The 13513-nt window shown below is 73.2% G+C and carries 10 protein-coding genes and 2 pseudogenes; 6 read left to right on the top strand and 6 right to left on the bottom strand.

The genetic code is table 11. The features are described from left to right. Positions 1 to 518 precede the first annotated feature (518 nt). From ACZ7HT_RS17640 to ACZ7HT_RS17655, 4 genes are all read left to right on the top strand, one after another. Entirely contained in the window at positions 519 to 698 is a 180-nt protein-coding gene (locus ACZ7HT_RS17640; RefSeq protein WP_471166248.1) for an SPOR domain-containing protein, read from the top strand. 39 nt (positions 699 to 737) lie between these two features. Continuing rightward, positions 738 to 1199: a (deoxy)nucleoside triphosphate pyrophosphohydrolase gene (locus tag ACZ7HT_RS17645; RefSeq protein WP_471166250.1), complete on the top strand. Its 462-nt coding sequence runs from the start codon at positions 738 to 740 to the stop codon at positions 1197 to 1199. A gap of 142 nt (positions 1200 to 1341) precedes the next feature. Then, a complete protein-coding gene (locus ACZ7HT_RS17650) occupies positions 1342 to 1764 on the top strand; it encodes an ATP-binding protein (protein WP_471166253.1) in 423 nt (140 codons plus the stop codon). A 144-nt stretch (positions 1765 to 1908) separates the two neighbouring features. Continuing rightward, the gene (locus tag ACZ7HT_RS17655) at positions 1909 to 4479 is read left to right on the top strand and encodes a SpoIIE family protein phosphatase (protein WP_471166256.1); all 2571 of its coding nucleotides are present in this window, start codon (positions 1909 to 1911) and stop codon (positions 4477 to 4479) included. A gap of 155 nt (positions 4480 to 4634) precedes the next feature. On the opposite strand, the gene ACZ7HT_RS17660 is transcribed toward ACZ7HT_RS17655, so the two are convergent. Together ACZ7HT_RS17660 and ACZ7HT_RS17665 are read right to left on the bottom strand one after the other, a co-directional pair. Further along, positions 4635 to 5345: a PspA/IM30 family protein gene (locus ACZ7HT_RS17660; RefSeq protein WP_471166258.1), complete on the bottom strand. Its 711-nt coding sequence runs from the start codon at positions 5343 to 5345 to the stop codon at positions 4635 to 4637. 29 nt (positions 5346 to 5374) lie between these two features. Continuing rightward, on the bottom strand, positions 5375 to 7522 hold the full coding sequence (locus tag ACZ7HT_RS17665) for a TPM domain-containing protein (protein WP_471166260.1): 2148 nt from the start codon (positions 7520 to 7522) through the stop codon (positions 5375 to 5377). A gap of 114 nt (positions 7523 to 7636) precedes the next feature. Here ACZ7HT_RS17665 and ACZ7HT_RS17670 point away from each other — a divergent pair, with 114 nt between their 5' ends. After that, positions 7637 to 8662 (top strand): hypothetical protein, encoded by a 1026-nt coding sequence (locus ACZ7HT_RS17670; protein ID WP_471166263.1) that lies wholly within the window; start codon positions 7637 to 7639, stop codon positions 8660 to 8662. Between the two features lie 16 nt (positions 8663 to 8678). On the opposite strand, the gene ACZ7HT_RS17675 is transcribed toward ACZ7HT_RS17670, so the two are convergent. The 4 genes and pseudogenes from ACZ7HT_RS17675 to ACZ7HT_RS17690 form a co-directional block, all read right to left on the bottom strand. Continuing rightward, complete coding sequence (locus ACZ7HT_RS17675; RefSeq protein ID WP_471166266.1) at positions 8679 to 9449, bottom strand: succinate dehydrogenase/fumarate reductase iron-sulfur subunit; 771 nt, start codon at positions 9447 to 9449, stop codon at positions 8679 to 8681. Further along, positions 9446 to 9967, bottom strand: a pseudogene (locus ACZ7HT_RS17680) (fumarate reductase/succinate dehydrogenase flavoprotein subunit); the annotation flags it as partial. The gene ACZ7HT_RS17675 and the pseudogene ACZ7HT_RS17680, both read right to left, overlap by 4 nt. Then, positions 9886 to 10629 (bottom strand): annotated as a pseudogene (locus ACZ7HT_RS17685) (hypothetical protein); the annotation flags it as partial. The pseudogenes ACZ7HT_RS17685 and ACZ7HT_RS17680, both read right to left, overlap by 82 nt. A gap of 16 nt (positions 10630 to 10645) precedes the next feature. Then, positions 10646 to 10873, bottom strand: coding sequence for a hypothetical protein (locus ACZ7HT_RS17690; RefSeq protein WP_471166269.1), 228 nt, complete (start codon positions 10871 to 10873; stop codon positions 10646 to 10648). A 200-nt stretch (positions 10874 to 11073) separates the two neighbouring features. Here ACZ7HT_RS17690 and ACZ7HT_RS17695 point away from each other — a divergent pair, with 200 nt between their 5' ends. After that, entirely contained in the window at positions 11074 to 13479 is a 2406-nt protein-coding gene (locus ACZ7HT_RS17695; protein ID WP_471166272.1) for an ABC transporter family substrate-binding protein, read from the top strand. Positions 13480 to 13513 lie beyond the last annotated feature (34 nt).

Below are 13513 nucleotides of genomic sequence, written 5' to 3' on the forward strand. Positions count from 1 at the left end.
GCCCCGCGGCGCGGCGCCCCGCGGCGCGGCGCCCCGCGGCGCGGCGCCCCGCGGCGCGGCGCCCCGCGGCGCGGCGCCCCGCGGCGCGGCGCCCCGCGTGCAGCGCCTCCCGTGACGGCGTCCCGCGGTGTGGCGTCCCCGCGGCGGCGTCCTGCGGTGCGCCCCCCCCGTGACGGCGTCCTGCGGTGCGGCGCCCCCCGTGGCGGCCTCCCGCGGTGCGGCGCCCGCGCGACGGCGCCGCGGGCCGCGGCGCCGCCCGTGGCGAGTCGGTGGCACCCCCGTGCCCCCGCGACGGGCCGTCAGGTCCCCGGCGTCGTCCTCATGTCGGTGCCGCCCGTCCCCGCCCCGGTGTCCGGGGCGGGGACTTCGGCCGTGGGTCGGCGGTTCCCGGCCGATCCGTGCCTCTTTGTGAAAACCCGTATCCGCTGTGTGAAGGTCAGGCGTAAGCTCCGGCATATGCGGATTGCGGTTTCCCGGAGATCCTTAGCGGCACCCGGACCGGCGGAGGGAGAAGTCTGATGGCCGACAGCGGACCCGTCCTTTCCTGGCTCGTCATACGGCAGGACGACAACGGCAACCGCTACCGGGTGGGCCGGTACGCGACCCGGGACGAAGCCCAGAAGATCGCGGACAGTCTCGACGACCGCGGCCACAAGCAGCTCTACTGGGTCGAGCACATCGGCAGCCCCGCCCTCTGACCCCGGCGGGTGCCGCCCGGCCGGGCTACGCTCGCGCCCATGACCGAACGCACCACCGGCCCCGCCACGTCCCACGAGTCCCGTCCCGACACCGTGGTCGTCGTCGCGGGCGCCCTGTACGACGGGGGGCGGCTGCTCGCCGCGCGCCGCAGCGCCCCCGTCGAGCTCGCCGGCCGCTGGGAACTGCCCGGCGGCAAGCTCGAACCGGGCGAGAGCCCGGAAGAGGCGCTGGTCCGCGAGCTCCGGGAGGAGCTCGGCGTCGAGGTCGAGCCGGGTGAGCGGATCCCCGGCGAGTGGCCGCTGAAGCCCGGATACGTGCTGCGGGTCTGGACCGCCCGGCTGCTCTCCGGCGAACCGCGCCCCCTGGAGGACCACGACGAACTCCGCTGGCTCTCCCGGCGCGAGCTCGACTCGGTCGACTGGCTCGACCAGGACCGCCCCGCCGTCGCCGAGGCCGCGCTGAGACTGCCGGCGAACCCCTCCGGCGGAGCGCGCGACTGACTCCCTACGCCGTTCGTGCCACCGTGCGCCCGCTGGCGCCCCCGCAGGATATCCCGCCCTAAATAGGGGGTATGTCCAGAATGACCCCTTGGGAGGGGGCATGGACCTTCCTGCTGACGCACGGCTGGGGAAGTGATCGGGTGTGATCGACACCGACGGCGAGCGCGCGGAGTGGAACTTCCCGGCGGAGGCGAACGCCGTGCGCAGGGCACGCCACGCGGTGCGCGAGACCCTGCGCGCCTGGGACCTCGACAAGACCCTCGGCGATGTGACCGTCCTGCTGGTCAGCGAGCTGGTCACCAACTCCCTGCGCTACGCCTCCGGCCCCATCGGGGTCCGGCTCGTCCGTCCCCTCCGCGACGGCTCCGACCGGACGCATCCGCCTGCGCTCCTGGTGGAGGTCTCCGATCCGCTTCCGGATCCGCCGACCGAACGGGTCCCGGGACCCGAGGACGAAGGAGGCCGCGGGCTCGCGCTCGTGGCCTGTTCCGCTCGCCGCTGGGGAACCCGTAGAGGAAGGACGGGCAAAACCGTATGGTTCGAGCTGGCTCTCCCTGGTGAGTAAACAGGGTGGGACAACGATCACCGGTACTCGGTCAGGGACGAACGAGACCACCCTGTGATCGTGAACGTCGTGCCGTCGGGGCCTGCCGTATTGAATACTGCGGGCATGGCCGGTCCGGTGCGGTGAGCTGGAGGGGACGGTCGCGTGAGCGAGATACCTGAGACGGCGAGCGGCGGCGTCGTGTGGCAGAGCAGCCCGCCCGGCTCGATCTATGACTACATCCGGGTGGCGTCCTTCTCGATCGGGCCCGACGGCCTCGTCGAGCAGTGGAGCCGACGTGCCGTGGACCTCTTCGGGGTCACCGCCGAGGAGGCCAGGGGCAAGGACCCCGTCGAGGCCTTCATGCCCGCCGACCTGCGCGAGCGCGGCCACCGAAGGGTCAAGGAGATCCTCGACGGCAAGGAGTGGACGGGCCTCGTCCCGTTCCGTATGCCGGGCGAGGACCGGCCCCGGGGCATCGCAGAGATGTACGTCATGCCGAGCGAGACCCAGAGCGGGGAGCGGGCCGCGCTGTGCATCGTGGTCGACGTGCGCGCCCTGCGCCGTATCGAGACCGACCTCGCCGCCTCCCAGGCGATATTCGGCCAATCTCCCTTCGGCTTCCTCCTCTTCGGCACGGACCTCACCGTGAAGCGGGCCAACCGGCGCTTCGCCACCGTCTTCGGCGGCGAGGCCGACGACCACCGGGGCCGGACCGTCCACGACTACCTGGGCCGCGCCGAGGCCGACCGGATGACCACCGCCCTCCGGCGGGTCCTGGAGACCGGCGAGTCCGTCACCGACTTCGAGATCGTCGGCGCCGCCCCCGGCGCCCGGGACCGCCGCCACTGGTCCATCAACCTCTACCGCGTGCACAGCGGCTCCGGCCGCCCGATCGGCGTCGCCGGGCTCGGCATCGACGTCACCCGCCGCCACAGCGCCGCCAGGGAAGCCGCCAGCGCCCGCCGCAACCTCGCCCTCCTGAACGAGGCCGGGTCCCGCATCGGCAACTCCCTCGACCTGGAGGCCACCGCCCGCGAGCTCCTCGACGTCGCCGTCCCCGGCTTCTGCGACCTCGCCTCCGTCGACCTCTACCAGGGCCTCCTCACCGGCGACGAGGCACCGCCGGGCCGTTGGGGGCACTCCCACGACGTCGGCTACGGGGCGGGCAGCGCCGAACTCCGCAGGGTCGCCTTCGCCAGCGCCGTCTCCGACACCCCCCTCAGGACCGACGAGGGCCACGGCCCGGGCAGCGGCTGTTGCGGACCCGTACCCATCGAGGTGGGCGCCGTCCACCGCTACCCCTTCAACTCGCCCTGCGCCGGAGCCCTGCGCACCGGACGCGTCCGCACGGTCCCCGGCTCCGACGGCGACCTCGTCCAGTCCACCCTGGTCGTCCCGATGGTCGCCCACGACACCGTCGTCGGCCTCGTCCAGTTCTCCCGCACCAAGGGCAGCGAGCCCTTCGGGGAGCGCGACCGCGCCCTCGCCGTCGAACTCGCCGCCCGCGCCGCCGTCTGCATCGACAACGCGCGCCTCTACCGCCGCGAGCACGAGCGGGCCCTCATCCTCCAGCGCAGCCTGCTTCCGCCCGGCGACCCCGAGGCCGCCGGACTCGACATCGCCTGCCGCTACCTCCCCGGCACCGCCGCCACCGAGGTCGGCGGCGACTGGTTCGACGTCATCGAGCTCCCCGGCCACCGCACCGCCCTCGTCATCGGCGACGTCATGGGCCGCGGCCTGCGCGCCGCCGTCGCCATGGGCGAACTCCGCACCGCCGTCCGCACCCTCGCCCAGCTCGACCTGGAGCCCGCCGAAGTCCTCTCCCACCTCGACGAGATCGCCCGCGGCCTCGGCGCCCCCATCGGCGCCCAGCAGTCCCGCGCCCACAAGAACCGGGGCCCCGAACTCTCCGAGGTCTACCTCGCCACCTGCGTCTACGCCGTCTACGATCCGGTCACCCGCCGCTGCACCTTCGCCAACGCCGGGCACCTCCCGCCGGTGCTCGTCACACCCGGCGAGGAGGCCACGCTCCTCGACGTACCCCCCGGGATGCCGCTCGGCGTCGGCGGGGAACCCTTCGAGGAGGTCGAGGTCGAACTGCCCGAAGGCGCCCTCCTCGCCCTCTACACCGACGGGCTCGTCGAGTCCCGCGACCACCCCCTGGACGAAGGCCTCCAGGCCTTCCAGCGCGCCCTCACCGACCAGGAGCGCCCCCTGGAGGACGTCTGCGACCGGGTCCTGACCAGCCTGAACACCGGTCACGGCGAGGACGACATCGCCCTCCTCATGGCCAGGATCCAGGGCCTGCACGCCGAGGCGGTCGGCGACTGGCGGCTGCCCAGGGAACCCCGCTCGGTCGGCCGGGCCCGCGAACTCGCCCGCGCCCAGCTCGCGGCCTGGGACCTCGAACCGCTCGTCGACACCGTCGAACTCCTCGTCAGTGAACTCGTCACCAACGCCCTGCGTTACGGCGAGGGGGAGATCCGGTTGCGCCTCCTCCGCGACCGCACCCTCGTCTGCGAGGTCTGGGACTCCGGCCTGGTCCAGCCACGGCGCCGGCGGGCCCGGGACACCGACGAGGGCGGCCGCGGCCTCCAGCTCGTCGGACTGCTCTCCGCGTCCTGGGGCTCGCGCCGCACCCCGCGCGGCAAGACCGTCTGGTTCGAACTGGCCCTGCCGGACGGGGAGGGGGCGGCGGAGCCCACGGTGGAGCAGCTCCTGAGCATGTTCTGAGGCCGGCGGGCGTACGGGAGCAGGCCTTTTCCGAGGCCGGCGGGCGTACGGGAGCAGGCCTTTTCCGAGGCCGGCGGGCGTGCGGGATCAGGCCTTTTCCGAGGCCGGCGGGCGTGCGGGATCAGGCCCTTTCCGAGGCCTGCCGGAGTGCGGGATCAGGCCTTGAGCGCGGCCAGCCGGGCCTCGATCTCGGCACTGTCGCCGAGCGCGTCCAGCTGCTCGAACTGGGCGTCCAGCGAGGAGGCGGCGAGCTCCTGCTTGCCCAGGGCCTTCGCCTCCTCCCGGCGCACCTTGTCCTCGAAGCGGCTCAGCTCGCTCGTCGGATCGAGTACGTCGATGCTCTGCACGGCGTCCATCATCCGGTTCTGCGCCTGGGCCGACTTCGCGCGGGCGACCAGCTCGTCGCGTTTGGCCTTCAGCTCGCCGAGCTTGGCCTTCATCTGGTCGAGACCGGTCCTGAGCTTCGCCACCACCTCGGTCTGGGCGGCGATCGTCGGCTCGGCCGTCTTCGCCTCCTTCTCCGACTGCAGCTGGCGGCCGAGGGCCACCTTCGCCAGGTTGTCGAAGCGGTCCGCCTCCGCGGTCTGTCCGCCGGCCCGCAGTTCGTCCGCCTTCCGGCTCGCGGCGAGCGCCTTGCCGCCCCACTCCTTCGCCGCGTCCACGTCCTCCTGGTGGTCCTGCTCCATCAGCCGCAGGTTGCCGATGGTCGCCGCGACCGCCTCCTCCGCCTCCGCGATGTTGTTCGCGTAGTCGCGGATCAGCTGGTCCAGCATCTTCTGCGGATCCTCCGCCTGGTCGATGAGGGCGTTGACGTTCGCCTTCGCGAGCTGGGTGACCCGGCCGAGGATCGTCTGCTTGCTGCTCATGGTTCTGCTCCTTGGAGATCTCGTGGAACTCAGAAACGGCCTCCGCCGCCCAGCCGGCCGCGCGTGCCGCTGCCGCCGAAGCTGCCGGGCCCGCCGCCGAAACCTCCGCCCCCGAAACCGCCGTGACCGCCCCCTCCTCTGCCGGATACGCCGCCGGATACGCCGCCGGATACGCCGCCGGATACGCCGCCGGACCCGCCTCCGCCGCCGAACAGGCCGCCGAGGATGATGCCGCCGAGCACCGCGCCGCCGAGCCCGCCGCCCCCGCTTCCGCCCACCCCCGTCACACCGCCCAGGCCGTTCGGGTTCCCGTACGTGCGGACGTCCTGCTCGGCGAGGTCCTGGGCGCGCCGGGCCAGCGCGTCCGCCTGCCGGGCCTCCGTCAGGGCCGTCTGCGGGTCGCCGTCGGCGGCGAGCGCGCGCGCCTTCTCCCAGCGTCGCTGAGCCTCGGCCAGCCGCGTCCGGGCCTCGCTGCCCACCGCGCCCCGGTGCGTGGTGATGTAGTCGGAGGCCGCCCCGATCGCCGAACGGGCCGTCAGCATCACCTGGTCGAGGAGCGCGCGGGCGCGCCGCGTCCCCGACTCGCGCTCCCGCGCGCCCTCAAGGGCCTCGTCGAGCGCCAGGTCGGCCTCCTCGACCCGGCGCAGGGCGTCGATCGGGTCGTACCGCCCGCCGTCCACCCCGCGCCGCACCTCGGCGGCCACCGACTCGGCGCGGGCGATCCGGCCCTGGAGGTCGGCCGTGGACACCCCCTCGGCGGTGCCCTTCAGCAGCCCCCGGGCCTCCGCCAGGTCCGCGTCCGTCTCCGCGAGCGCGCCCGTCAGCTTCCCGACGGCCTCGGCCAGGTCCTTCGCCCGCCGGTCCACCGCCTCGATCAGCCGGGCCGCCTGGTCCACGGCGCCCTCGGCGGCCCGGATGTGCAGGGCCGCGCCGCCGTTCTCACCGGCGTCGATCTGCCGGCGGGCCTGGTCGACATGGGTCGTCGCGAACACGAGCCGGTCCTTCGCCTGCTCGACGTCGCCGGCGACGGGCGCGGCCGCCGACTCGGCGTACCGCTCGCGCATCGCGGTCAGCGCCGCCCCGGCCGTCCCGATCCGCCCCGTCTGCTCCAGGCAGGCCGCCTCCACGACGGCCAGCGCCTCCGGGGCCGTGCGCTCCAGGGCCCGGAGCCGGTCGAAGTCCTCGGTCTCGGCGTCGAGGCGGGCGTTCGCCTCGGCGCAGCGGCGGAGGATCTCGTCCAGCATGCTCCGGCGGGTCGAGTCGTCCTCGGGGAAGGAGTCGTCGAGCTTCTGCCGCAGCCGGAACGAGGCCGTCAGCTGCTCCTCGGCGAAGTCGACGGCCTCCGTGAAGGGGCGTACGGCCTCTTCGCCGAACTGGGCGGACGCGAAGCCGAGTTCCTCCTTGCTGGTGCGGACGGCGTCGTCGGTGGCGACGAGTGTCCGCCGGGCCTCCCCGTCGAGCTCCGCCAGGGACGGCGGGGCGGTCTCCTTCGGCGGGCCCCACCCCTGGGGGTTTCGCGGCGTGGTGCGGGTCTCGGCGCGGCGCCGCCGTTTGGTGTAAGCGTAGGCCGCCACGGCCCCCGCGCCGCCGATGAGGACCACGGGCATGACGAGGTCGGTCGCCGAGGTGCCGCCGTCGGCCGCGCCGCCGGGGTCGGCGGGGCCGGGGGTGAGGGTCGGGGTGGGGACGGGCTGCCCGGCGAGGACGGCGTTGTAGCCGTTCGCCGCGCCGATGGCGGCGCCGGCCCAGTCGTTCTGCCGCAGGGCCGGTTCGACCGCGGTCCGTGCGACGTCGTCGAGCTGGGCCTGGGTGAAGCGGGAGGCGGGGTCGGCCGAGTAGCCGTACAGCCGCTCGTGGGTGGCGACGGCGAGGAGGACGTCGTCGGCGCCGAGCCCGTTGCGCTCGGCGGTGGCGTCGGCCCAGTTGTTGCCCGAGCGGCCGGAGAAGTCCCGTACGTAGACGACGAAGAGCTGGACGCGCCGGTCGTCGTAGAGCCGGTCGAGGGCCTGGACCACCTCGGCGCGGCGGTCGCCGAGGGCGTCCACCCGGTCGGTGATCTGCCCGTCCCGGGACAGGGCGACGGGGTCGTCGGCGTGGGCACCGTGTACGGCGGGCACGAGGAGCCACCACGCCGCCACCAGCACCGCGAGAAGGGCTCGGGTGGCTATTCGCGTCACAAAGGGGAGGCTATGTCCCTGTATGCCTGCTCGCGACTTCGACGTCGGGGGGTCACTGTCAGTAGTCGCCGCTACGGTGGTCTCCAGTGACGCGACGGCTCTTGGGGGGTTCGGGTGGACGGACGGCTGAGGCGTGTGTGGAGGCGGGGGCGCTGGTTCGTCCTCGGTGTCGTGCTGCTGCTCGTGGTGCCCCCGCTCTTCGGCGCCCTCGCCCTGCGCGTCAGTTACGCGGGCGACCCCGGGGACGGCGCCCGGACCCGCGGCAAGGACGCCTTCTGGATCGGGCACGCCTGGGTCGACGGCCGGAAGAAGGACGCCGACCTCAAGGCCCTCGCCGCGCGGCTCAAGGGCAGCGGCATACGCGACCTGTACGTGCACGCCGGGCCCCTGGAGCACGACGGCACCCTGCCGGCCGCGAAGTACCCCCGCGCCCGCTGGCTGATCGACGGGGTGCACCGGGTGATGCCGGGGATACGGGTGCAGGCCTGGCTGGGCGACGTCCTGGCCACCGAAGGACCCGTGGGGCTGCGCCTGACGGACGCCGGGTCGCGCCGCGCCGTGGTGGGCTCGGCCCGGCAGATCCTCGACGCCGGCTTCGCCGGGGTCCACTTCGACCTGGAGCCGCTGCACTCCGACGACCGGGACTACCTCTCCCTCCTCGACGACCTCGGGAGGCTGACCCGGGCCCGCAAGGCCCCGCTCTCGGTCGCCGCCCACCAGATCGACCCGCTGCCGGGCGCCCACACGGCCCTGGGTGCGGTCAGCGCCGGCGGCAGCGAGAAGTGGTGGTCGCAGGAGTTCTTCGGCGAGGTCGCCCGGCGCGTCGACCAGATCGCCGTCATGTCGTACGACACCTGGATGCCGCTGGAGAGCCTCTACGGCGGGTACGTCGCCCAGCAGACGGTCCTCGCCCTCGAAGCGACCCCCGAGACCACCGACCTGCTCATCGGCCTTCCCTTCTTCCACGAGGACGACCTCGGCCACCACGAGGACGCGGAGACGGTCGCGGCGGCCGTCAGGGGCGCGAGACTCGGCCTCGGCCGCACCGACCCCGGCCGCGAGCGGTTCGGCCTCGCGCTGTACGTCGACTTCGCGGCACAGGAGGGGGACTGGGCGGCCTACCGCGAGGGCTGGCTGTGACCCGAGGAGGTGGGGATCACGCCTTCCGGCGCCTGATCGTCTTCCCGAGCCAGACCAGCGGGTCGTACGACCGGTCCACGACCCGCTCCTTCATCGGGATCAGGGCGTTGTCGGTGATCCGGATGGACTCCGGACAGACTTCGGTGCAGCACTTGGTGATGTTGCAGTAGCCGAGGCCGTGCTCCTCCTGTGCGGTCCGCCGCCGGTCCAGTCCGGCCTGCTCCGCCGCGTCCAGCGGGTGCATGTCGAGCTCCGCGACCCGCATGAGGAAGCGGGGCCCGGCGAAGGCCTCCTTGTTCTCCTCGTGATCCCGCACCACATGGCAGGTGTCCTGGCACAGGAAGCACTCGATGCACTTCCTGAACTCCTGCGAGCGGTCGACGTCCTCCTGCTTCATCCGGTACTCGCCGGGGCCGAGACCGGCGGGCGGCACGAAGGCCGGGATCTCCCGGGCCTTCGCATAGTTGAAGGAGACGTCCGTGACCAGGTCCCGGACGACGGGGAAGGCCCGCATCGGGGTGACGGTGACCACCTCGTTCCGTGCGAAGACCGACATCCGGGTCATGCACATCAGCCGGGGCCGGCCGTTGATCTCGGCCGAGCAGGACCCGCACTTGCCAGCCTTGCAGTTCCACCGCACGGCCAGGTCGGGGGCCTGGGTGGCCTGGAGGCGGTGCACGATGTCGAGGACCACCTCGCCGTCGTGCACCTCGACGGTGTAGTCGGTGAGCTCCCCGCCGCCGGGGTCGCCGCGCCAGATCCGGAAGTGGGCCTGATACGTGCTCATGCGTCCAGCTCCTCCTCCGCCAGGTACTTCGCCAGCTCCTCCTTGTCGAAGAGGGCGAGCAGATCGGCCCTGATGGGTTCGGTGCGCACCCGTTCCAGGACGATGCCGCCGTCCCCCGCCCGACAGAGCAGGTTCACCGGGCGCCAGGACCGCTCCATCGCCGGCCGGTCCTCGCGGGTGTGCCCGCCCCGGGACTCGGTGCGCTCCAGGGCCGCCCGGGCGACGCACTCGCTCACCAGGAGCATGTTCCGCAGGTCGAGGGCGAGGTGCCAGCCGGGGTTGAACTGCCGGTGCCCCTCGACCGCGATCCGCCCGGCCCGCTCCCGCAGTGCGGCGATCCGGTCCAGGGCCTCGGTCATCTCGCCCTCCCGCCGGATGATCCCGACGAGGTCGTTCATCGTCTGCTGGAGCTCCTGGTGGAGCGTGTACGGGTTCAGGCGAGTTGCATGTGACGCCGGTTCAGGCGCCCCACCCAGGTCCACAGCCGGTAGCGGACGGGGTGCTTCGAGAAGTGCCGCAGCCGGCCGCCGACGATGTGCCGGCAGGAGTGGCAGGAGAGGGTGTACGCCCAGATGAGGACGATGTTGACGAGGAAGACCAGCGTCCCGAGCCCGGCGTGGCCCCACGCGTAGTGGGAGTCCCGGAAGGTCAGCGCCGTGTCGTACGTGAGGATCCCGGCGACCGGCAGCGCCGCGTAGAAGAAGTACCGGTGGAGGTTCTGCAGGAGCAGCGGGAAGCGGGTCTCGCCGGTGTACGTGGCGTGGGGTTCGGCGACCGCGCAGGCCGGGGGAGCGGCCCAGAAGCTCCGGTAGTACGCCTTGCGGTAGTAGTAGCAGGTCAGCCGGAAGCCCAGCGGGAAGACCAGGATGAGCAGGGCGGGGGAGAGGCCCCACCAGCTGCCGAAGAGCGCCCAGTTCGGCCCGCCGCGCATGGGGACGCAGTTGTCCGCGAGGCAGGGCGAGTAGAACGGGGAGACATAGGGCGCCGCGTAGTAGTGGGCGTTCGCGAAGGCCCGCCACGTCGAGTACGCGACGAAGGCGAGCAGTCCGGCGGCGGTGGCGGCGGGGGAGAGCCACCAGCGGTCGGTGCGCAGATGGCGGGCGGCGATGGAGGCGCGCCCCGGGGAGCGCACCCCCGTCGCCGCTCGGTGACTCGTCGGGGGTTCCGTACCTGTGGCCAACCGGGCCTCCTCGGCTCTACGGCGCGTGGTGGTCGCGTGCTCCCAGGCCTTCGTCGTCGACGTCGGTCCACTTCTCGGCGTCGTACGGGGTGTCGGGGATGGTCACCATGCTCTCCGCACGGCCGGTCGTCGGTGCGGAAGGCGCGCCCCGCTCCGTCCCGACGCGGCGTTCCAGTTCCTCGACCGTGTGTTCCAGGTCCTGCAAGCGGCGCTTGACGGCCGCCAGATCGTCCTGAACGGACATGGTTGCCCTCACCTTCGTGAGTGTCGCGCGTCACATCCCGCTTGGGAAGTCGTGTGCACGGGTGGTTGGGCCGCACGAGTGGGGTTTGCCCGCCGTGCCGCCGTGTCGCCGTGGCCGGATCCGATCTGTCCTTTTCAGTGTATGAGCAATAGGTCTGATCATCTCCAAATGGCATAAATCTGGACGAAGGGGTACAAGTCATGTCCCAGATCGGCGCCCCTCGCGGGAGGACATGCTCACGGAGCCCCCGCTCCCGCACGCTCCGCTCCGTCGCCACCCTCACCAGCGCGGTCCTCGCCGTCACCGTCCTCGCCGGCTGCAGCTCCGGCGACGAGGCCGACGAGACCCCCGCGGCGGCCCAGGACAACGCGCCCGCGGCGCGCGACCGGGTCGCCGACGGCGGCACCCTGCGCTGGGCGGTCGACGCGCTGCCCACCACGCTCAACAGCTTCCAGGCCGACGCCGACGGCACCACCTCGCGCATCGCCGGAGCCGTGCTCCCCGCCCTCTACACGCTCGACGAGCGGGGCCGGCCCCGGCTCAACCCCGACTACCTGGAGTCCGCGCAGGTCGTCGAGACCGAGCCCAAGCAGGTCGTCCTCTACAAGCTCAACCAGCAGGCGGTGTGGAGCGACGGACGCGAGATCGGGGCCGCCGACTTCGTGGCCCAGTGGCGCGCGCTGAGCGGCCGGGACACCGCGTACTGGACCGCCCGCAACTCCGGCTACGAGCGGATCGAGAAGATCGAGCGGGGCAAGAACGACCTGGAGGTACGGGTCACCTTCGCCAAGCCCTACGCCGACTGGCAGTCCCTCTTCACGCCCCTCTACCCCAAGCAGGTGATGGGCTCCCCGAACGCCTTCAACGACGGGGCGCGCACCAGCCTCAAGGCCACGGCAGGACCGTTCCTGCTGAAGGCGATCGACCGGAAGGGCGGCGACGTCACCCTCACCCGCAACCCCCGCTGGTGGGGCCGGCAGGCCAAGCTCGACAGCCTCGTCCTCAAGGCCGTCCCCCGGGCCGACCGGACCGCCGCGCTCGCCGCCGGCAGCCTCGACCTGGCCGAGATCGACCGGTCCGCCGCCGAGCGGATCGCCCTCGCCGTCCGGGACGCCCAGGCCGGCCGGAACGGCGCCCAGGCCGCCCACGGCCCCGGCTCCGCGATCACCCCCTCCAAGGCCCTCAAGTCCTGGGCCCTCGCCCACGGCTCCGACGACGAGAAGGCCGCGGACGCCAAGGCCGCCCGCAAGAAGAACCAGGAGGCGGTCGACCGGTACGCGAACGCCCAGGCCGCCCTGGCGAAGTACGTGGTCCGCAAGTCCCTGGAGCCCGCCTACACCCAGCTCTCGCTGAACGGCGAGTCCGGCCCGCTGGCCGACGAGCGGGTCCGGCGCGCGGTGGCCCGCGCCATCAACCGCCAGGAACTCGCCGAATCCGTGCTCAAGCCGCTCGGCCTCCCCGCCAAGCCCCCCGGCAGCCACCTCGCCCTCGCGGGCCAGGCGGCCTACGCGGACAGCAGCGACGCGCTCGGCGGCCAGGACACCAAGGAGGCGCAGGCGCTCCTCGCCGACGCGGGCTGGGTCCCGGGCGGCGCGCTGCGCAAGCCCCCCGGTACCAAGGCGGGCAGCGAGTCGGAGAAGAAGGAGACCGAGAAGAAGAAGGCGGAGAAGACGGAGAAGAAGGACGAGGGCTCCACCGACGCCAAGAAGCAGGCGAGCGACACCGCCTCCGACGAGGGCCTCTACATCGTCGGCGACGACAAGCCCGGAGACGCCGACGACCGGCCCGGCGACCGCCCCGCCGCCCCCGCCGCCGGAGCGAACGGCCCCGGGAACGGCGGCACCGTCCTCGCCCCGGCCCCCGACGCCGCCGGCCAGAGCGCCGCGCTCCTCGCCCGCGCCGAGGCCCTCGACACCGGCACCGGCTCCGCCGCCCGCGCCGCCCAGTCGGCCGCCAAGCCGGACAAGGGCGTGGCCGGGGCCTACGCCCCGCGCGGCACCGCCGCCCCCGTGACGGCCCCCGACGCCGCCCAGGCCAAGGCCCTCGGCAAGGACGGCAAGGCGCTCAGCCTCCGCTTCGTCCTGCCGTCCGGGCCGGGCTCCGAGTCGCTGCGGGCGGTCGGGGACCGGATCGTCCGGATGCTCGACGCGGTGGGGATCCGTACCGAGGTGACCAAGGTCTCCGACGACAGCTTCTTCAAGGACCACGTGGCCTCGGGCGACTACGACCTGGCCCTCTACTCCTGGCCCGCCTCCGCCTTCCCTGCGACCGACGCCCGGCCGATCTTCGCCAAGCCCGAGCCGGCCTCGGACGGCTCGCTCCTGGTCGAGCAGAACTACTCCCGGGTCGGCACCGACCGGATCGACCAGCTGTTCGACCAGGCGGCGGGGACCCTCGACGAGGACGAGGCCCGCGAGCTCGTCCGCCAGGCCGACGCCCGGATCTGGGCCGCGGCCGGCTCCATCCCCCTCTACCAGCGCCCCCAGCTCGTCGCCGCGAAGGCCGACCTCGTGAACGCCGGGGCCTGGGGCCTCGCCGCTCCCCGCTACCAGGACATCGGGTTCAAGAAGCCCGAAACGACCAAGGGTACCGAGCGAAACCACTGAAACCGCAGGTCACAACCTCAGAAGCCGCTCAATT

The organism is Streptomyces sp. NPDC037410, from assembly GCF_055602235.1.